Source organism: Streptomyces sp. NPDC087263 (assembly GCF_044744645.1).
Lineage (GTDB): Bacteria > Actinomycetota > Actinomycetes > Streptomycetales > Streptomycetaceae > Streptomyces.
In genome coordinates, this window is record NZ_JBIUYT010000002.1 from 828,074 (window position 1) to 847,992 (window position 19,919).

The window sequence follows — 19,919 nt, forward strand, 5'->3', positions numbered from 1 at the left end:
CCGGCGTCCGTCTTGGAATCACCGGGTCCACCCCTCGCGTGCGGTGCCCAGCCAGTGGGCGATCGCTTCGCTGCGCGAGGAACTGTGCAGTTTTGCGAAGATGCGGTTGATGTGGTTCTTGACAGTCTTCTCGCTGATGAAGCAGGTGGCGGCGATCTGGCGGTTGCTCATGCCGGTTGCGATGAGGTCCATTACCTCCACCTCCCTTGAACTCAGGCCGAAGTCGGACCGGTTGGGGATGCGGCGGTGAAGAGCCGCCGCATATGTGAGCCGAGCCTTTGAAGACTGTGCCACAGATGGTTGCAGATGCGAAGAAGTTTTGTTCGGTTCGTAGGAAACACCGAGTGAATTCGTGAAAGTCGGTGTGGCGTGCCTCAAGTTCCGTACGGCTGTGATCAGTTCGGCGGCGGTGAACTCGCCGTGAACGAGGTAGCCGGTCGCGCCGCGGCGCAGGGCCTCGGCCACGACCTCGGGTTCGCGGCTGTACGTCAGCATCATCACGGGGGCGAGACGGGCCAGGCCCGGCAGGGCGGTCAGGCCGTCGGTGCCGGGCATGCGGACGTCGAGGAGTACGAGGTCCGGGGTGAGGTCGGCGGCAAGGGTGAGGGCCTCGTCGCCGTCGGCCGCCGCCGCCACGACCTCGATGTCCGGGTGGCCGCCGAGCAGCGCGGTGAGGCCGGCCCGGACGACCGGGTTGTCGTCGGCCACGAGTACGCGTAGCGGCGGCGGGCCGGGAAGTGCCTGGTCAGGCATGTGCGGCCTCCTGTTGAGGTGGGTGGGGAGCGCCGGGCGGAGCAGGGAGGGTGACAGGGAGCGTTACGGCTACCTCTGTGCCGCCCTGTGGGGACGGGCCCAGGTGAATGCGGGCGTTGAGGGTGGCGGCCCGTTCCGTCATGCCCAGCAGGCCGAAGTGGCCGGTTTTCGTTGCGTCTTGGAGCGTGGTGGCGGCCGGAAGGCCTCGTCCGTCGTCCTGGACGCGGACCGTGAGGGCGGTGTCGGAGGCTTCCAGTTCGATCGTGACCCGCTTCGCGCCCGCGTGGCGGTGGGTGTTCTCCAGGGCCTCGGACACGATCGCCAGGACATGGTGGGCCGTGGTGTCGGGGAGGGACGGGCAGCGGCCGCCCTTGTGGTTCAGGGAGGTTCTGATGTGCGTGTGCGACTCGAAGTCCGCTGTGCGGAGAGTCAGTTCGGAGACGAGGTCCGTGTGATGGCGCAGGTCCGACAGGAGTGCGCGTGACTCCGCCGCCGCTCTGCGCGCCGCACCCGCCACCGTCGTCGCCTGGCCCTTGAGTGCCTTGAGCCCGTCAAGTGCGTTGAGCGCCTTCGGGTCCGACGGGTCCGAAGCCTCCGAGGTGCACGAGGCCTCTGCCGCTGCCGCCAGCGCCTCCGCCGCCAACGCCAGGCCGTGCAGGGTCTTCGCGACGGAGTCGTGCATCTCGCGTGCCAGGCGGGCTCGTTCGGACTCCACGGCTTCCGCCACGGCCAGGCGGGAGGTCGCCTCCGACAGTGCCTCGCTGGCCGCGCCGAAGCGGAACATCAGGTTGCGGAGGGTGACGCCGATGATGCCGGCGCCGACGCAGAAGCCCGCGATGAGGAGGGTGTTGGCACCTGTTCCCGGGTGGTGTGCCCAGGCCCTGTACACGGTGAGCAGGACGATCAGTTGCAGGCCGGTGAAGACTCCCGAGCCGCGCCAGCCGTACAGGAGGCCTGCCAGGAGCGGGGTGCAGACCGTCGCGTAGGCGAGGGGGGAGGCCGGGGACGCGGTCAGGAGGAGGATCGCGCCGAAGGCGAGATCCACGGCCATGAGGGTGGGGTGGGCCAGGAGGCGGGGGCCGAACCGGTCCCAGTCGCGGAGCATGGCGTACGAGCCCATGACGCCGAGGACCGCCGCGGCAAGTACGGCGTAGCGGGGTGGGCCGTCTGTCGCGTTGGCCATCGCGACGGGGGCGCCTATCGCGATGGCTGCGAGGCGTACGGCGAAGGCCTGGCGGCAGAGTGCCTGTAGGGCGTTCAGTTGGAGGCGGATGCTTCCCGGGGCCGGGGCGTCGTCCGCGAGGTAGCCGGCGTCGCCCTTGGGCCAGGCCCCGCTTGCGTCTGTTTCCGGGAGCCCGGCGTTCGGGGTGCCGTCGGGGTGGGTGCGCTTACCGGCGCTTGCAGGGTGCCGCTCACTTTGGGAAGGGTGCCGCCCCTGGCGGCACACACGCCCACAGCTGGGACGGCAGTGGTGACGGCCCCCGGCGCGCACGGCCCACAGCGAAGTCAGTCGGCGGGTGGTCATCATCGGCCCAGGATCGAGCCGAAGTCGGTGCCCGAGCCGAGGAACATGCCTGTGGCGATGAGGATCATGGTCGCCGGGAGCATGAAGACCAGGGTGACCATCGTCGCCTTGGGGATGGTTTTGGCGGCGCGGCGGCGGGCGTTCTGGGCGTCGGTCCGGCGCATGTCGTTGGCGAGCTGGATGAGGGTGTCGGCGATCGGGGAGCCGAGTTCCTCGCCCTGCTGCAACGCCGAGACGAACTGGGCGACCTGCTCGGAGGAGTTGCGCCTGCGGAGTTCGTCGAAGGCCTGGCGGCGGCTGACGCCCACGTCCATCTGGCGGAGCGTGATGCGCAGTTCGTCCGCCCAGGGGCCCTCGTACTTCTCGGCGACGCGGTCCAGGGCCTGGCGGAAGCCGAGGCCCGCCGAGACGACGACCGCGAGGACGTCGAGGAAGTCGGGAAGGGTGCGGTCGATGACCTCCTTGCGTTCGCGGACGGCCTGCCAGATGAGGGCGTCGGCGGCGACCAGGCCGAAGGCCAGGGTCAGGGCGGCGAAGAGAAGTTGGCCGTTGGAGAGGAAGACGAGGCCGAGTACGACGCCGAAGACGCCGTACACCGCCCGGCGGGCCGCGTAGCGGTTGAGGGTCAGGCCGCCGGGGTTGCCCGCCATGTCGATGCGGCGGCGTTTGGCGTCGACACGGCGGGGGCCCATCAGCCGCAGGACCGTGGGGGCGAAGCGCATGCCGAGACGGTCGACGGCCGAGTCCGCCTTGGAGACGCGGGTTCCGCCGACCTCAAGAGCGAGCACGAGGTCGGAGGGCAGTTTGGCCTCGGCCCGGATCATGCGGATGCCCAGCAGGACGCCCGCGATCGAGGCGGCCATGAGGAGAGCAAGCAGCAGGGGCAGCAAGGTCATCCCTCCCTCATACGTCGATCTTGCCGAGGCGGCGGATGACGAAGAAGCCGACGGTGTAGAGGCCCAGGGAGAGGAGGACCAGGCCCTGGCCGAGTGGGGAGCCGGTGACACGGGCCAGGGCTCCTTCGTTCGAGGAGTTGATCAGCACGAGTGAGCCGATGCCCAGGAACGGGACCGTGAAGGCGGTGGCGTTGACCTCGGAGAGCATCGTGCGGACCTCGCGACGGGTCTCCTTGCGGTCCTCCAGGGTCTGGGTGAGGTTGCGCAGCGAGCTGACGACCGAGCCGCCCGCCTTGTTGGCGAGCACCAGGGTCGTGACCAGGACGATCAGTTCGCGGGAAGGGAGGCGTTCGGAGAGTTCGGCGAGGGCGTCCTCGACCGTCCGGCCCATCGTCAACTGGTCGGCCACATGCGCGAGTTCCTCGCCCGCCGGGGCTTCGAGCTCCTCCGCCGCCATCGCCAGGGCGGTCCGCAGCGCGAGTCCCGCCGCGGTCGCGTTGGCCAGCAGGCGTGCCACGTCGGGGAGTTGGCTGATGAAGGCCTCGATGCGTTTCTGCCGCTGCCAGTTGAGGAAGACGGCGGCGCCCCAGACACCCATGAGGGCGGCGATCGGGCCGAAGAAGGGGGCCAGCGCCGCCGCCGCGATCAGCCAGAGCGCCACGACCACGGCGGTGACGTACGTGAAGAACTCCCCCGCCGTCACGTCGAGTCCGGTCGCCGACAGCCGCAGGTGGATACCGCGGCCGACGCGGGTGCGGCGCAGCCGCCGGTCGATGCCGGTGAAGCGGCGTACGCGGCCGGCCGCGGTGCGCAGCGGGCCGGCGCCGGAGAGGCGGTCGACCAGTGCCTGGCGCTGGGCGCGTCCGGAGGCGTACGCGTGGACGCCCGCGACGGCGAGCGTGCCGCACAGGACCGTCGCGCCGAGGGCGAGCAGGGCGGGGCTGTTCATGGCTCACACCTCCCGGGCATGGGGGGCGTCCGACTCTCCGGCCCGGGGGTCATCCGATGGCCTGCCTTGTGTTCAGTACGTCGACGGGGGCCTCGGTCACGCCGAAGGCCGGCGGGAGCGGTTCGCCCGCGACGTACAGCTTCTCCGCGACCGCGCGCGGGAGCGGGAGGTGCTCGAAGTAGCCGCGGACCACCCGGTCGGGGCCGACGGGGCGGGATACGAAACGGGTGACGGGCGCGATACGGAACTCTTCGCGGCCGTGCGAGACGAGCAGCGCGATCTCTGTGACCTTGCGGGAGCCGTCGGCGTGCCGGGAGAGCTGCACGACGACCTCGACGGCCGAGTTGATCTGGTCCTTGAGCGCCTCGAAGGGGATCTGGACCTCGGACATCGAGCCGAGGGTCTGCAAGCGCATCAGCGCGTCCTCGGCGGAGTTGGAGTGGACCGTGGCGAGGGAGCCGTCGTGGCCCGTCGACATGGCCTGGAGCATGTCGAGTGTCTCGCCGCCGCGGACCTCACCGACGATGATGCGGTCGGGGCGCATCCGGAGGGAGTTGCGGACCAGGTCCCGGATGGTGACCTGGCCCTTGCCCTCCACGTTCGGGGGGCGGGATTCGAGGCGGATGACGTGCTCCTGCTGGAGCTGGAGTTCCGCCGAGTCCTCGATGGTGATGATGCGTTCGTGGGACGGGATGAGCCCGGAGAGGGCGTTCAGCAGGGTCGTCTTGCCGCTGCCGGTGCCGCCGCTGACGATGACGTTGAAGCGGGCCCGGACGAACGCCGCGAGGAGCATCAGCATCTGCTCGTCGAGGGTGCCGAGGCCGATCAGCTCCGGGAGGGTGTACGCGCGGGGGAAGCGGCGGATCGTGAGGGTCGGGCCGGTGAGCGCGAGCGGCGGGATGATGACGTTGACGCGCTCGCCGGTGGGGAGGCGGGCGTCGACCATGGGGTTCGACTCGTCGACCCGCCTGTTGACGGTGGAGACGATGCGTTCGATCGTCTGCATCAACTGCTCGTTCGAGGCGAAGCGGAGGGGGAGCTGCTCCACCCGTCCCGCTCGCTCCACGAAGATCGAGTCCGGGCCGTTGACCATGATCTCGGTGATCGACGCATCGGCGAGCAATGGTTCCAGGACGCCGAGTCCGAGGGCCTCGTCGACAACTCGGCGGATCAGCTGGGAGCGTTCCGCGGAGGAGAGGACCGGGCCCTCTCGGCTGATGATGTGGCCGAGGACGCGTTCCAGGCGCAACCGTCGTTCGGCCGCCGCCAGGCTCGACATCTCGGCGAGGTCGATCTCTTCGAGCAGTTTGGTGCGGTACAGGGCGACGAGGTGTCCGTCCTCACGGGCGGGTCCCCCCTCGTCGGGGGCGGCGATGCGGGAACGCAGGCTCATGGATTCGGCTCCTCTCGTACGGGCGGTCAGTCGTCGGTGGGCATGGTGGCGCGGCGTACCACGGTCACGTCGTCGAAGAGCGGGATGACTGCGGGGACTTGGACGGTGACGGTGGCGGTGGTGAGGTCGGGGCCCTCGGGTGCCGAGACGTCCGGGTCCAGCCACCCGCTCACGGCGGCCTGACCGGCCGCGTTGCCATCCCCTCCCTGCGACGCGACCCGTGCCGCGGCTCGCGCCCCCGTGCCGGCCTGGTTGATGCCGTACCCGATCAGACCCAGCTGGATGGCGGCCATCCCGACGACGAGCAGGATGGGCAGGAAGCCGGTGAACTCCAGGATGGAGACGCCCCGGTCGTCGCGGAGCCGGTGCCTGAATCTCTGAAGGATCTGGGAGAGGCTCATCCGCCCTCACCCTCCAGCGCCGCGCCCGCCTTTCCGTTCACGGTCCACCCCGCGTCGAACCCGGGGAAGAAGAGCGGGACTTGGACGCTGACGTTGGCCGTCATCAGCGAGCCGGCCGGAGCGCAACCGATCTCGGCGCCGCTCCAGGCCCCCGGCAGATGCGCACTCCCCGCGGCCTGGCACGCCCCGCCCACATCGCCATTCACGGCGTACGCCGCCGTCGCCGCGCGAGCCGCCTCGTCCGCCGCGTTCCCGGCGAGGGAGTACGAGTAGCCGTACAGCACGCACTGCCAGAGGATGGTCATCACGACGAGCAACAGCGGGAACATCCCGGCGAATTCGAGGGTCACGGCGCCTCGGTCGCCGCCCCTGCGCCGCAGTGCCAGCGCGCCCCGGTCCGAGGACGGTGCCTTGCGTCGCCTGCCGCCGCCTCCGCCCTCCTGGGCGATCACCAGTCCCAGCTCACCCGCGAGCGCCCACAGGGCCTGTTTCACCGTCGAGCGGGCGTCCAGGTCCTGGAGGCGGCCCGCGTCGACGACGGACTGGAGTTCCTTGAAGGCGGCGGGTATCGCGGAGCGGGCGACCTTGGTGCCGGTGACCTTTTCGACGAGGGACGGCTGGATCTCCGTACCGCGGGCGAAACGGTTGACGACGGTCGTGGTCTCCTCGGCCTTGCGGATCTGGAGGCGGTCCCACATGCGGATCATGCGTTTGGCGGCGCGTACGGCGATGACGTCGGGGGTGACCAGGAGCAGGGCGTGGTCGGCCATCTCGATGGCGGCGGCGGTCGCGGAGTTCAGCTGGGAGCCGCAGTCGACGATCACGACGTCGTTGCGGGAGCGCAGGGTGGCGAGGACCTGGCGGGCCACCCGGTCGGTGACCTCTTCGCCGCGTTCGCCCTCGGAGGGGGCGAGGAGCAGGCCGAGGCCGGTGTCGTGGGTGTAGACGGCGTCCTGGAGTACGCGGGGGTTGATGTCGCTGATGCCGGCGAGGTCGGCGATCGACCTGCGGAACTGGACGTCGAGGTAGGAGGCCACGTCGCCGGACTGGAGGTCCAGGTCGACCAGGGCCACGTCGCGGCCCGACGCCCGCGCGGCGAGGGCGAGTTGGACGGCCGTCACCGTTGCGCCGACGCCGCCCTTGGCGCCGGTCACCGTGACGACGGTGCCGCCGGGCCCCGCGTACAACTCCGGCGTACCGCTGACCAGATGGCGGCGCATGCCGCGCGACCAGGCGGCGGCCGCCTGGACGCGTTCCGCGAGGGAGTCGTAGCCCAGCGGCAGTCCGACGATGCCGCGGGCGCCGGAGTCCATGGCCGCGGTGAGTACGCCGTTGCCGGTGTCGGCGGTGATGAGGACGATGCCGACCGCCGGGAAGCGCATCACCAGGTCCCGGATCAGGTCCAACGCCGGGACGGGACCTATTCGTTCGTGGACGAGGACGACCTCCGGCAGCTCGTCCAGCGACTCCCCGGCGAGCCGAGCGAGGGTGTCGAGCAGGGCGGTCGAGTCGGGGACCGGCGGGGCCGGTTCGGCATCCGCGAGCTGACTCAGCAGCGTGGTCAGCGCGCGAGCCGAGTCGATGTCCCCGACGGCCGGGAGAATACGGATGGTCATCGGACGCACCTACGGGTCGTCACGACCGGCTTCGCGATCACCACGGGCGACTCGGCGGTCGTCGCACGCCGCCTCACGGCCACCGCACGCAGCCTCACGACCGCCACAGCCGACTCCGCGGTCGCCACACACGACCTCACAGCCACCGCACGCCGCCTCACGGTCGTCACGGCCGTCACAGCGGTCGCCACGCGCGACCTACCGGCCACCGCTTGCCGCCTCACGACTGCCACAACCAACTCCGCGGCCGCCACACGCGGCCCCGCCGGGGTCACCACCGGCACCGCCGTCGCCCCGCGCCGCCCCGCCGGAGGCACGCCCGGAACAGTCACACCCGGCCTCGTCATGCCCGGCCTCCTGGTCGTCATGCCCGGCCTCCTACTTGTCCTCGTCGAGGGTGTATGTGCGGTCGCCGGGGGCGACGGGGGTGTTCGAGCCGCCTGCCACCAGGGCCAGGCGGACGTGTTCGGCGAAGGACTCGGCGAACGCGACGCGTTGGGCGTCCGCGGTGTCGAGGGCGAAGGTGATGGGGACGGCCTGGGTGGCGGTCCGGCTGCGCTCGGCGGTGGACTGGCCGGGGTCGAGGGCGGTGAGCTTGCCGACGTCGATGACGCGGGCGTTCTCGACGATGACCTTGGACTGGTTGACGCTCGTGTCCCCCTCGGCCTTGAAGGTGGCGTAGATGTTCACCCGTGAACCCGGGTTGATCTTGCCGGCGACCCCCGTCGACGCGTCGATCATGATCGCGATCTCCTGCTGGCCCGCCTCCAGTGCGGGCCGGTCCACGATCATGTCGGTCTGGAGCAGGGAGCCCTTCTCCAGCTGGGTGACCGCGATCTTGCCGCGGATCTGGGAGAGGTCGGTGACGGCCGTGGACGACAGCCACCGCTCGGGCATCTCGACCTTCTCGAACTGGTCGGCCGACAGCTCCTTGTAGGGCGCGATGTCACCCTTCAGGCGGTACGCGGCCACCTCCGGGCCGACCTTGGAGTTCACGTCACGGATCACCGAGAGCACTCCGGCGAAGGCACCCATGGCGCACAGGGCCGAGAGGACCAGCAGGATGACGCCGCGGCGCTGGCGTGAGTTCATGATCCGGACAACCTCGATCGTGGGGCGGAGACGGCGGGGTCGAGCGGTCGTACCTGGTGTTGGTCGAGCGGTCATACTTGGTGTCGGCGAGCGGTCGTACCTGCTGTTGGTCGAGCGGTCGTACCTGCTGTTGGTTGAGTGGTCGTACCTGCTGGTCGTCGCGCGGTCGTACCTGCTGTTGCTCGGTGGTGCTTATGTGGCGCCCGGGGGCAGGGCGCGTACAGAAGAGGCTGCCCGTACGGCGGCAGCCGGAAGCTCCGATGACGATGCCGGTGCGGACAGTGACCGCGACGGCGAGGTCTGTGACGACTGCGGTTGCGGCGTGGACGACTGCGGTTGCGGCGTGGACGACGGCGGTGACAGTGGAGCCGCGCAGAACCCGCAGCGGTCACCGATGAGTTCGAGCCCGCACCAGTGGCACTGCTCCCGCCGGACGGACGACACGAGCTGGTAGAGCACGGACACGTCGTACAGCCCTGCGGCGAACTCGACGAGCTTCCCGGTCCCCCACCAGCGCGCCGATGCCTCCGGCAGCGGAACGGTCGCGACGCCCTGCACACGCCAGGCGGGCGCGAGCGTCTCGGTGACCCAGTCGGAGGGTGCCTGACCTGCGGCGGCGAGCAGCCGGGTGCCGAACTCCGGCCCGGCGAGCTCCTCCTGGCCGACCCGCACGAGCTGTGGCCGCGGATTGGCCAGTACGGCGAACTGGGCACCCGGCACCCACGACTTGGCGTGGGACTTCAGGGACACCGGGACCTGGTCGAGCTTGGCGACCGAGCCGAGCAGCGCGCCGGCGTAGATGTAGTGGGCGAGCAGGCGGGCGGCGGAGGCGAGTACGCCCGGACTGAAGTCGCAGACCGACAGCTGCCTCAACTGCTGGGCCAGCAGCGCCACTCCGAGCGGCGGAAGGTCGATGCCGAGCAGGGCGATGCGGTCGCTCTCCAGGACCGAGCGGACGGTGCGCAGCCGTTGCGTCACGGCGTCGGAGACCGAGGCGGGGTAGAGCGAGATGACGTACCCGTGCTGCTCGATGAGCGCGTGCATCCCCAGCAGGGAGCTTTCGAGAGTGTCGAGGGGCTGGACGACGGCGGGCGGGGTCTGCCGGTCGTGCGGTGGGAGCACCAGATCGGGACTGGTGACGGCTATCGCGGTCGGCACGCTGCACACACCCCGTTCGCTGCGGCGGGCCCTTCACTGCGGCGGAGTGGTCAACCACCGCCCCAGATCGCCCCTGTTTCGCCATGGACTGTCACATATGGCCACGGATCGCCACTGTGACGCCCTCCTGCACCAGCACCTTATCCACGGCATGCCCCCCTCAGCACCGAATTCGCGAGATCAACTCACTGAAGGTGCGGGCGTGATCAACGGAGAGTGAGCCGCATATGCCACAACTCCACGTGCCGGTAAGGGCGTTGAGCGGTCCGAGCACCGCCAGAGGTCTTGACAACCCAATTGGTCTGGACCACCTTGTACCCCAACGACGGTGGCCACCGTTCCGTACCGCCTCCCCCAGCACTCCCCCATCCCGTCCCCCTCACCGGAGGTCCCAGTGGACCGCGTATCAGGCATGTCCGGACGCAAACGCACCTGGGCGGGGCTCCTCGCCGCCGCTGTCACCGCTTCCTTCCTCACCGTCGCCGGCCTCGCCACCGATGCCTCGGCCGCGGACATCAACAACGTCAAGAACGCCGGCTACGAGTCGGGCCTGACCAACTGGACATGTACCGCGGGCAGCGGTTCGACCGTCTCCTCTCCGGTGCACGGCGGCGCGGCCGCACTGAAGGGCACGCCGGCCGGCCAGGACAACGCCAAGTGCACGCAGCCCGTCGCCGTCAAGCCCAACTCGACGTACACACTGAGCGCCTGGGTGCAGGGCGGGTACACGTACCTCGGCGTGACCGGCACGGGTACGACGGACGTGTCGACCTGGACGCCCGACTCCGCCGCCTGGAAGCAGTTGACGACCACCTTCACCACCGGCGCCTCGACGACCTCGGTGACGGCGTACACGAACGGCTGGTACGGACAGGCCCCCTACTACGCCGACGACATCTCGGTGTTCGGTCCCGACGGCGGCGGTGGCAGCGACCCGGCGCCGACCATCCCGACGGCCCCGGCCGGTCTGGCCGTCTCCTCCACCTCGTCGTCCTCCGTCTCCCTCGCCTGGAACACGGTGTCGGGCGCGACCGGCTACAACGTCTACCAGGGCGCCACGAAGGTCCAGTCGGTGACGGGGACCTCGGCGACCGTCTCCTCGCTGGCCGCCTCGACCTCGTACACCTTCCAGATCACGGCGACGAACTCGGCCGGTGAGTCGGCGAAGTCGGCGACGGTCACCGGCACGACGACCGCGTCCGGCACCGGCGGTGGCAGCACGCTGCCGAAGCACGCCGTGACGGGTTACTGGCAGAACTTCAACAACGGCGCGACGGTCCAGAAGATCTCCGCCGTCCAGGCCCAGTACGACATCATCGCGGTCGCCTTCGCCTCCGCCACCACGACACCGGGCGCGGTGACCTTCAGCCTCGACTCGGCCGGGCTCGGCGGCTACACCGTCGACCAGTTCAAGGCGGACATCGCGGCCAAGAAGGCGGCGGGCAAGAAGGTCATCATCTCCATCGGCGGCGAGACCGGCACGGTGTCCGTGAGCGACTCGACGTCCGCGACGAACTTCGCCAACTCCGTCTACTCCCTGATGACGACGTACGGCTTCGACGGCGTCGACATCGACCTGGAGAACGGTCTCAACGCGACGTACATGACGCAGGCGCTGCGGTCCCTCTCCACCAAGGCGGGCTCGTCGCTGATCATCACGATGGCGCCGCAGACGATCGACATGCAGTCCACGTCCAACACCTACTTCCAGACGGCGCTGAACATCAAGGACATCCTCACCGTCGTCAACATGCAGTACTACAACAGCGGTTCGATGCTCGGCTGCGACGGCCAGGTGTACTCGCAGGGCACGGTGAACTTCCTGACCGCGCTCGCCTGCATCCAGTTGCAGGGCGGCCTCGCCGCGTCCCAGGTGGGCCTCGGCCTTCCCGCCTCCACCAGCGGCGCGGGCAGCGGCTACGTCTCCCCGACGATCGTGAACAACGCCCTTGACTGCCTCACCGCGGGCACCAACTGCGGCACGTTCAAGCCGTCAAAGACCTACCCGGACCTGCGCGGCGCGATGACCTGGTCGACGAACTGGGACGCCACGGCGGGCAACGCCTGGTCCAACTCGGTGGGGCCGAAGGTCCACGCACTGCCGTAGTACCTCCGTTTCCTCCAGTTCCTCCAGTGGGCCGCACTCCTTACGGGGGTGCGGCCCTCGGCGTCGTCTCGGCCACCTGGCCGTTGCCGTCGGCGGGGTGCGGAAAGCGGTTGGTCGCGAAGAGGTAGGTGGCGCCGGCCTTCAGCGGGGGGCCGCCGTGTTCCACGGCCACCCGCACCGTGCCCGTGCGGTCACCTTTCCTTCTTTCGCCGACCCGGACCCGGTAGAGGTCCCAGTCGATCTCGTCGATGGTCCTGCGGCCCGCGGTGTCGAGGACGTCGGCGATGAAGACGTCGTCGGCGGTGGCGGCGACCTGGCGGGGGTCGGCGGGGTCGTAGCGGGTGAGGGATTCCGGCCGCCTCGTCGGCCGGCCGATGTCCTGACCGCCGATCCAGCTGCCACCGGCCAGGGCCAGGGCAACGAAGGCCGAGGCAGCGGCGATACGGGCTCTCCGCATTCCGTCAGCCCCAGAGGCGGTGATAGTTCCGGCGGTCACCCTTAGTCGGCCTGCCGTCCTCGGGGAGGCGCCCGAAGTCCGCGTCCATCAACGTCGCGTACCGATCGGCCGACTTGTGGCAGAAGCCGAGGGCGTGGCCCAGCTCATGGGCGGCCACCACCCGGCGGGCCCCGGTGTCGCCCCGCCGCCTGCCGTCTCCCAGGTAGGCCCGGTTGAGGTGGATGGTGTCGGCTCCCGGCCCCGACGACCACTTGCCGTAGACGTTCTTCCAACCCGGCCCGGTCCGGTTCACGTCGCGCCAGCGCAGGTCGGCGGCCGAGTTCGAGGTGGCGGACCTGATCCGGACCTGGGCGAGCCCGTCGGTGGACCAGACCCTGTTCGCCCGGGCGAGCGCGTCGTCGAACCCGGTCTCGTCCTTCCAGCGGATCTCCCCCTCGTGCACGGAGGAACGGACCCGGGAATCCTCACCGCCCTCGGCGCACCCGGCCGGGGCCGCCCGGCGTGCGGGATCCGCGGCCGCCACTGGCTGGGGAACGGCGAGGAGGACGGTCGCCACCACGGCGGCGCCCAGTCCGAAGTCTGACCTCATGACCATCAACCCTAGGCACAGCGAGGCGGCTTCATGCCGCGTGCTACACCATGGGGTGAGCTCGAATACGCGTCCCAACTCCCGGTTCGCGGACGGGGCGACGGTGCCTTCCGGCGATCCCGTACTCCGTTGAAACATTTCCCCGGGTCCACCGCATCAAAGAGGTGAAGGCCGTAGGGAGTCACGGGGAGGGCGGCGCATGAGACAGGGCCGGGCGGAGGGCTACCAGGAGTTCGCGGTGGCGCGCGCAGGGCATATGTACCGTTCCGCATGTCTGCTCACCGGCGGGGACACCCATCTCGCCGAGGACCTGGTGCAGGAGGCGCTCGGCCGGCTGTACGTCAACTGGCACCGGGTCGCCAAGGCCGACAACCCGGCGGGATACGCCCAGACCGTCCTCACCCGTACGTTCCTCGCGCACCAGCGGCGGCGCAGCAGCGGGGAGCGGGCCACGGACGTACTCCCCGACCTCCCGGACCCGCACGCGGCCGACGCCGACACACCCCTGCGGCTGACCCTGGTCGAGGCGCTCGGCCAACTGTCCGCCAAGGACCGGGCGGTGGTCGTCCTGCGCTACTGGGAGGACCGCAGCATCGAGGAGACCGCCGAGGCGATGAACGTCAGCTCGGCCGCCGTGCGCACCCGCTGCGTCCGCGCCCTGGCCCGGCTGCGCGTCCTGCTCGGCGACGTCCTCGGCGAGTACGCGACACCCTGAACCGGCACCCACAACTCACTGACATCCACATCGACTTGTCCCCTCATCGACCATCGACCCGCGGAGAGGTTGGTTCGCCATGCCCATCGAAGAGCCGGAAGTGCAGTTCGAGGACCGGATCGGCGCGGTCCTGCGCCAGGCCGGCGGATCCTACGAGACCGACCGGAGCGCACTGGTCACCGCCGGGGAGGTACGCGGGCGCAGGCTGCTGCTCCGCCGGAAGGCCGCCGTCGTGGGCGGGGTGGCCGGGGTCGCCCTGGTGGCACTGGGCGGCGCGCTGCTCGTACCCGGGGGCGGCGAGGGCGGCGAACGCTCGGTGGCAGCGAGCCCGGGGACCTCGTCGTCCGTGGGCCGGGCGACAGCCGACGCGATCTCCGGCGACGAACTCGTACGGACCCTCGAAAAGCTGCTCCCCGAGGGCGAGTTCAGCGGACGGCAGGCACGGGGCACGGACGAGCCGCTGACACCGTACGCACAGGTCGTGTACGACGACGGCCAGGGCAAGGCGGCCGTCGCGGTCAGCCTCAGTCAGCTCGTGCCGGACAGTGAGCAGAGCCGCCAGGCCGTCGGCTGCCCGGACAGGACACTGGTTCCGTACGACTCCTGTGTCACCAGCCGGCTCCCCGACGGTTCGGCGCTCATGCTGTTCAAGGGGTACGAGTATCCGGACCGCCGCGTGGACACGAAACTGTGGAGCGCGGACCTGGTCACCCCGCAGGGGCAGCACATCAACGTGAGCGAATGGAACGCCTCGGCCGAGAAGGGCGCTCCGGTGAGTCGGGACGAACCACCCCTGTCGACCGCCCAGTTGACGGAAGTGGCCAAGGCCACGGAATGGCGTGCGGCCATCGGCACGATCCCCGCAGACCCGAAGAAGCCGACCGACGCCCCCCAGGCGCCGCCCGTCGGCATCGACAGCGCGGCGATCCGGTCGACGCTCGTCTCACTCCTCCCCGACGACGTCGAGGTGGTCGGAAAGGGCGGCCAGGACACCGAGTTCGCCTATGTCGTGGTCGACGACGGGCAGGGCAAGAGCATGATCCAGATCAATGTCCAGCCCGACATGTCGGATGTCGAGGGTCAGCTCTTCGGCCCGGACGCCGAGGTCCTGCCCGACGGCACGAAGGTCGTCACCCGGCAGGGGCCCGGCGAGAAGAGCGGCTCGGGGGTCGTCATGTGGACGGCCGACACCATCAGGACCGACGGCAGGCGCGTGGTGGTCAGCGCGTTCAACTCCGGCAGTCAGAACAGCGACGCGACGCGTGAGGCTCCGGCGGTCACGATCGAGCAGTTGAAGGCGATCGCCACGAGCTCGAAGTGGCTGACGGTCGGCTGAGCCTCCCCCGCCGGGACCGGCCGCCGCCGAAAGCCTTCCGGCTGCGGCACGCTCGGGATCGCCACCCCTGTTCGGGTCAGGGGTGGCGGTACTTTTCGGCCGTGGGGTCGTTCGCGGTGGCGTCCGGCTCATCCCGGAGCCGGGCCGCCGGCGTGTAGTGGGCCACTGCCTCCTACAGCCGCCCCAGCCTCCAGCAGATCGGACCCGTTGTTCACCGGGTCCTCCCGCTCCGTCGTGAGCTGTTCGGTGGCCTCGTCCGTGTCGGCCACGCCGGTTACGCCGGTTACGCCGGTTACGCCGGGCGCACCGGACGCACCGGACGCACCGGACGGGCCGGACGGGCCAGACCGGGTCCACCGCGTCCGGCCGTCCGCGAGCGTGCCGGGGCGTCCGGGAGCGACGCGGTCAACTTCGCGAGCGCCCAGCGTGGCCTGGTTGCCCCCTCCACGGCGCTGCGCGTCGCGGCCGCCCACCAGCGGTCCGGGCGGGCCGCGGAGGTGGTCCTCGCGGTACTGGAACAGACCACCCTGCCCACCGACATACCCCTGGGTCAGCCGGACGCCGCTGACCGACTCGGCCGCGGCCCTGCTGCTGCGCGCGGCGCCGGGCACCGGGGATCGAGGCGGGAAGCCTGGGGCCGGCCGGAGCGGGCTCGTGCTTTGACCCTCGCGGCCGGCTGCGGTCCTGACAAGGCGCCGGGAGTTCCTGGTCGGCCGGTTCGCCGCGAAGGAGGGGGTGCCGAAGGCGCTCGGCACGGGCATGACGGGCGGTGTCCGTCCCTGCCAGGTGGCCGTCCGGCGGTCGGACGAGGGTGCTCCCGTCGTGCGTCTCGACGGTGCGGCGGCCGTCCGACCGTCGTCCGTCTCGACGATGCGGTCGCCGCGCGGGCCGCCGAGGCCGGCATCACGGAGGTAGGTGTCTCCCTCACCCGCAAACGGGACCTGGCCTTCGCCGGCGCGCTGGCCTCGTAGCTCTCCGGTACAGCTGTCCGGCTGAATTTCGGCCGATTCCCGCCACCAACCCTTGGGGAATACTTGACCTGACCATGCCAGACCTCCACGATGAGCGCCACACCCGCACCAGCACGTCGCACTGATCCACCCCCCACCGCTCCACTCCCCTCGTTCCGGAGATCCCGGAACGCCCGGAGAAACAAGGAGATTTCATGCGACTTCGCATTCGCGGCAGCGGCGCCGAAAGCACCGGAAGCAGACGCCGTCGCCGTACCGCCGCCTTCGCCACCCTGGTGGCGCTCGCGCTCGCGGCCCCCCTCATGACGACGGCCACCGACGCCACCGCCGACGGGGCGAAGGCCCCCGCGGCCGAGCCGGACCCCGTCCGCCAGTACGAGGTGCACATGCACTCGGACTCCAAGTCCCGGACGGCGATCCAGCAGGCCGGCGTGACCGTGGACGAGGCCGACTCGGAGACCGTCGTCGTCTCGGGCCGCGCGGACCAGATCAAGAAGCTGCGCTCGCAGGGCTACGAGGTCTCGCTGCTCGGCTCGGCGCCGGACCGTTCGAGCGCGGCCGACGTGGGGATCCTCGACTTCCCCACCGCCGACTCGACCTATCACAACTACGCGGAGATGACGACCGACATCAACTCCGTCGTCGCCGCCTACCCGAGCCTCGTGAGCCAGCGGGTCATCGGCACCACGTACCAGGGCCGGAACATCGTCGCTCTCAAGATCAGCGACAACGTCGCCACGGACGAGGCCGAGCCCGAGGTGCTGTTCACCCACCACCAGCACGCCCGCGAGCACCTCACCGTCGAGATGGCGCTCTATCTGCTGAAGGAGCTGACCTCCAAGTACGCCACGGACTCCCGTGTCTCAAGCCTGGTCAACTCCCGTGAGATCTGGATCATCCCGGACCTCAACCCGGACGGCGGCGAGTACGACATCGCGACCGGCGCGTACCGCTCGTGGCGCAAGAACCGCCAGCCCAACACCGGTTCGTCGTACGTCGGTACGGACCTGAACCGCAACTGGGCCTACCAGTTCGGCTGCTGCGGCGGCTCCTCCGGGACGACCTCTTCGGAGACCTACCGCGGTACGTCGGCCGAGTCCGCCCCCGAGGTCAAGGTGGTCGCCAACTTCGTGCGCAGCCGGGTCGTCGGCGGCGCCCAGCAGATCAAGGCGGGCATCGACTTCCACACGTACAGCGAACTGGTGCTGTGGCCCTACGGCTACACGACCGCCAACACCGCGACGGGGATGACCCAGGACGACCGCGACGCCTTCGCCACGGTCGGCGGGAAGATGGCCGCCAGCAACGGCTACACGGCCGAGCAGGCCAGTGACCTCTACATCACCGACGGCTCGATCGACGACTGGCTGTGGGGCAACCAGAAGATCTTCTCGTACACCTTCGAGATGTACCCGACATCCAGCTCCGGCGGCGGCTTCTACCCGCCCGACGAGGTCATCACCCGGGAGACGTCCCGCAACCGGGACGCGGTGCTCCAACTCCTGGAGAACGCCGACTGCATGTACCGCTCGATCGGCAAAGCGACGCAGTACTGCGCGTGAACTCTCCGCCGGTGAGCTGAAGACAGGTGAGCGGGGAACTGCGGGCCGTACGTAGCCGGTCGCGCAGTTCCCCGCGCCCCTTTACGAGGTGCTGTCCTTGTCGTCCGCCTCGACATCCGCCTCGACGTCTTCCTCGACATCCGCCTCGACGTCTTCCTCGAAGTAGGCGTCGAGGACGGCGTCGAGCTGGTCCTCCCACTCCTTGAAGCGTGCCCGGGCCGACGCCTCGATCTCGATCGGGTACCAGCGGCGGTCCGGCGTGTGCACCGTGATGGTGAACCGCTTCCCGAAGCGGGGCGACTCCGTCTCGACCGCGCCGATCTCCTCCCAGCGGAACTCCGCCTGCTGGTCGTCCAGGCGCAGCTGTACGCCGCTGTGATCGGCCCTGATCGAGGCGCGCCGGTCGGAAGCCTCGAAGGCGGGACCGTCGGCGTCCGCCTCGGCTTCGTCGGCTTCGTCGGAAGCCTCGGTCTCGTCCTCGCCGTCCTCGTCGCCGTCCTCGCCGTCGGCGGCTTCCTCGGAAACCGCCTCCTCGGAGGCGACCTCCTCAGCCTCGGCGTCCTCGGCCGTCTCGGTCGCCTCGACGTCGGCGTCCTCTACCTCCGAGTCCTCTACCTCCGAGTCCTCGACCTCCGCGTCTTCGGCGTCCGCTTTCGCGTCCGGTTCCGCGGGCACGGGTGCCGTGAGCCCGGGGATGTACGCCGGGTCGACCGCGGCGGCATCCAGGGGCTGGCTCTTCGAACCTATGCGCTGCTCCACAGCGGGCAGTATGGTCGACGATCCTGTGTCAGGAACAGCCAGCCCCTACATAGCTGCACGGCCGTTATGACAAACCGGCCGTTATACGAAAAGGCTCAGCACCGCCGCCACCGCGAACCCGGCGACCGACAGCACCGACTCCAGAACCGTCCAGGACTTCAGGGTGTCCCGCTCGCTGATGCCGAAGTACTTCGCCACCATCCAGAAGCCGCCGTCGTTGACGTGCGAGGCGAAGATCGAGCCCGCCGAGATCGCCATGATGACGAGGGCGACGAAGGCCTGGGAGTGGTCGCCCTCGGCGAGCAGCGGCGCGACGATACCGGCCGTCGTGACGATGGCGACGGTCGCCGAGCCCTGGGCGACGCGCAGGACCAGCGAGATCAGGTAGGCGAGGACGAGCACCGGCAGACCGACGTCGTTGAAGGTGTCCGAGAGTGCCTGGGCGACCCCGCTGGCCTTCAGCACGGCGCCGAAGATCCCGCCCGCACCGACCACCAGCAGGATGTTGCCGACCGGCTTGAGCGACGAGGTCGACACCGTCTCAAGAGACTTGCGGGACCAGCCGCGCCGGATGCCGAGCAGGTAGTACGCGAGCAGCAGAGCGATGGTGAGGGCGACGAACGGGCTGCCGAAGAACTCGATCACGGAACGGAGGGTCGAGGGGTCGAGGGCGATCGAGGAGAACGTCGCCGCCAGGATCAGCACCAGCGGCGTACCGATGATGCCGAGGACGGTGCCGAACGGTACCGGGCTCTCGCGCGGCTCGACACCCGACGCCCGCTGCTCCTCCCGCACGGCCAGCTTCGCCTCCGCGGCGGCCTCGACCATGTCCTGCGGTACGGCGACGAAGATCCGCTTGCCGATCCAGGCGGCGTAGACCCAGGCGGCGGCCACGGCGGGAAGTCCGCAGATCACGCCCATGAGGATGACCCAGCCGAGATCCACGTGCAGGAGTCCGGCGGCGGCCACCGGACCCGGGTGCGGCGGCAGGAACGCATGCGTCACGGACAGGCCGGCGAGCAGCGGCAGGCAGTACAGCAGGATCGATTTGCCGGAGCGCTTGGCGGCGGCGTACACGATCGGTGCGAGGACGAAGATGCCGACGTCGAAGAAGACCGGGATGCCGAAGATCAGACCGGTCAGGCCCATGGCCAGTGGGGCCCGCTTCTCACCGAAGAGGTTCAGCAGCCGGGAGGCCAACACCTCGGCGCCGCCGCTGACTTCGAGGATCGCGCCGAGCATGGTGCCCAGGCCGATGATGATCGCGACATGGCCGAGGATGCCGCCCATGCCGGATTCGATGACCGAGACGGCCGTGGACCGCTGGACCGTGCCGAAGAGTTCCGTCACCGAAAGGCCGGCCGCCAGGCCGACGGCTATGGAGACGGCGAGCAGCGCCACGAAGGGCTGGAGCCTGAGCTTGATGATCAGGACGAGCAGGAGAGCGATGCCGAGGGCGGCGACCGTGAGCAGCCCGGCGGTGCCGTCGATGAGGAGGAGCAGGCCGCCGGTGTGAGGTGGGGTCTCGGGGGCGGGGGGCGTTGCTGCGAGCGGGTACGAGAGCAAGGGGGACCTCTTCTTAAGTGCATGGTGCTTTCAGGGCGTGGAGGATCGCGGCACGGCGCCACGGGATGACGGGC

The 19,919-nt window shown here is 70.0% G+C and carries 18 protein-coding genes; 4 read left to right on the forward strand and 14 right to left on the reverse strand.

What is annotated here, in order from left to right; genetic code table 11:
• Positions 1–18: 18 nt before the first annotated feature.
• The 9 genes from ACIPC1_RS08960 to ACIPC1_RS09000 all read right to left on the reverse strand — a co-directional run bounded on the left by ACIPC1_RS08960 (position 19) and on the right by ACIPC1_RS09000 (position 9,783).
• Entirely contained in the window at positions 19–753 is a 735-nt protein-coding gene (locus ACIPC1_RS08960) for a response regulator (protein WP_402514625.1), read from the reverse strand.
• Positions 746–2,278: a sensor histidine kinase gene (locus ACIPC1_RS08965; RefSeq protein WP_402514884.1), complete on the reverse strand. Its 1,533-nt coding sequence runs from the start codon at positions 2,276–2,278 to the stop codon at positions 746–748. The genes ACIPC1_RS08960 and ACIPC1_RS08965 overlap by 8 nt, the downstream gene beginning before the upstream one ends.
• A complete protein-coding gene (locus ACIPC1_RS08970) occupies positions 2,278–3,174 on the reverse strand; it encodes a DUF5936 domain-containing protein (protein ID WP_402514627.1) in 897 nt (298 codons plus the stop codon). Before ACIPC1_RS08970 ends, ACIPC1_RS08965 begins: the two co-directional genes overlap by 1 nt.
• A gap of 7 nt (positions 3,175–3,181) precedes the next feature.
• A complete protein-coding gene (locus tag ACIPC1_RS08975) occupies positions 3,182–4,123 on the reverse strand; it encodes a type II secretion system F family protein (protein WP_402514628.1) in 942 nt (313 codons plus the stop codon).
• A gap of 49 nt (positions 4,124–4,172) precedes the next feature.
• Positions 4,173–5,516 (reverse strand): CpaF family protein, encoded by a 1,344-nt coding sequence (locus ACIPC1_RS08980; RefSeq protein ID WP_402514631.1) that lies wholly within the window; start codon positions 5,514–5,516, stop codon positions 4,173–4,175.
• Between the two features lie 26 nt (positions 5,517–5,542).
• Complete coding sequence (locus ACIPC1_RS08985) at positions 5,543–5,917, reverse strand: TadE/TadG family type IV pilus assembly protein (RefSeq protein WP_402514634.1); 375 nt, start codon at positions 5,915–5,917, stop codon at positions 5,543–5,545.
• Positions 5,914–7,533 carry a CpaE family protein gene (locus ACIPC1_RS08990; RefSeq protein ID WP_402514635.1) on the reverse strand — a complete coding sequence of 540 codons (1,620 nt, stop codon included), beginning with the start codon at positions 7,531–7,533 and terminating at the stop codon, positions 5,914–5,916. Before ACIPC1_RS08990 ends, ACIPC1_RS08985 begins: the two co-directional genes overlap by 4 nt.
• A 378-nt stretch (positions 7,534–7,911) precedes the next feature.
• Positions 7,912–8,625, reverse strand: a complete 714-nt coding sequence (cpaB, locus tag ACIPC1_RS08995; protein WP_384387553.1) for a Flp pilus assembly protein CpaB — start codon at positions 8,623–8,625, stop codon at positions 7,912–7,914.
• A 192-nt stretch (positions 8,626–8,817) separates the two neighbouring features.
• Positions 8,818–9,783 carry a hypothetical protein gene (locus ACIPC1_RS09000; protein WP_402514638.1) on the reverse strand — a complete coding sequence of 322 codons (966 nt, stop codon included), beginning with the start codon at positions 9,781–9,783 and terminating at the stop codon, positions 8,818–8,820.
• 412 nt (positions 9,784–10,195) lie between these two features.
• Between ACIPC1_RS09000 and ACIPC1_RS09005 the strand changes: the two genes are divergently transcribed.
• A complete protein-coding gene (locus ACIPC1_RS09005; protein ID WP_402514641.1) occupies positions 10,196–11,890 on the forward strand; it encodes a chitinase in 1,695 nt (564 codons plus the stop codon).
• A 40-nt stretch (positions 11,891–11,930) separates the two neighbouring features.
• Here ACIPC1_RS09005 and ACIPC1_RS09010 read toward each other — a convergent pair whose 3' ends face one another.
• Positions 11,931–12,347, reverse strand: a complete 417-nt coding sequence (locus ACIPC1_RS09010; protein WP_402514643.1) for a hypothetical protein — start codon at positions 12,345–12,347, stop codon at positions 11,931–11,933.
• Between the two features lie 4 nt (positions 12,348–12,351).
• The gene (locus ACIPC1_RS09015; RefSeq protein WP_402514644.1) at positions 12,352–12,936 is read right to left on the reverse strand and encodes a hypothetical protein; all 585 of its coding nucleotides are present in this window, start codon (positions 12,934–12,936) and stop codon (positions 12,352–12,354) included.
• Between the two features lie 199 nt (positions 12,937–13,135).
• On the opposite strand from ACIPC1_RS09015, the gene ACIPC1_RS09020 reads away from it, so the two are divergent.
• Together ACIPC1_RS09020 and ACIPC1_RS09025 are read left to right on the forward strand one after the other, a co-directional pair.
• Entirely contained in the window at positions 13,136–13,651 is a 516-nt protein-coding gene (locus tag ACIPC1_RS09020) for a SigE family RNA polymerase sigma factor (RefSeq protein WP_402514645.1), read from the forward strand.
• A gap of 79 nt (positions 13,652–13,730) precedes the next feature.
• Positions 13,731–14,987: a hypothetical protein gene (locus tag ACIPC1_RS09025; protein ID WP_402514647.1), complete on the forward strand. Its 1,257-nt coding sequence runs from the start codon at positions 13,731–13,733 to the stop codon at positions 14,985–14,987.
• Between the two features lie 128 nt (positions 14,988–15,115).
• Here ACIPC1_RS09025 and ACIPC1_RS09030 read toward each other — a convergent pair whose 3' ends face one another.
• On the reverse strand, positions 15,116–15,598 hold the full coding sequence (locus tag ACIPC1_RS09030; RefSeq protein ID WP_402514649.1) for a hypothetical protein: 483 nt from the start codon (positions 15,596–15,598) through the stop codon (positions 15,116–15,118).
• 554 nt (positions 15,599–16,152) lie between these two features.
• Here ACIPC1_RS09030 and ACIPC1_RS09035 point away from each other — a divergent pair.
• Complete coding sequence (locus tag ACIPC1_RS09035; protein WP_402514651.1) at positions 16,153–17,520, forward strand: M14 family metallopeptidase; 1,368 nt, start codon at positions 16,153–16,155, stop codon at positions 17,518–17,520.
• A gap of 81 nt (positions 17,521–17,601) precedes the next feature.
• Here ACIPC1_RS09035 and ACIPC1_RS09040 read toward each other — a convergent pair whose 3' ends face one another.
• Complete coding sequence (locus tag ACIPC1_RS09040; protein WP_402514653.1) at positions 17,602–18,279, reverse strand: hypothetical protein; 678 nt, start codon at positions 18,277–18,279, stop codon at positions 17,602–17,604.
• A gap of 81 nt (positions 18,280–18,360) precedes the next feature.
• Positions 18,361–19,845 (reverse strand): GntP family permease, encoded by a 1,485-nt coding sequence (locus ACIPC1_RS09045; protein WP_402514655.1) that lies wholly within the window; start codon positions 19,843–19,845, stop codon positions 18,361–18,363.
• Between the last annotated feature and the right edge of the window lie 74 nt (positions 19,846–19,919).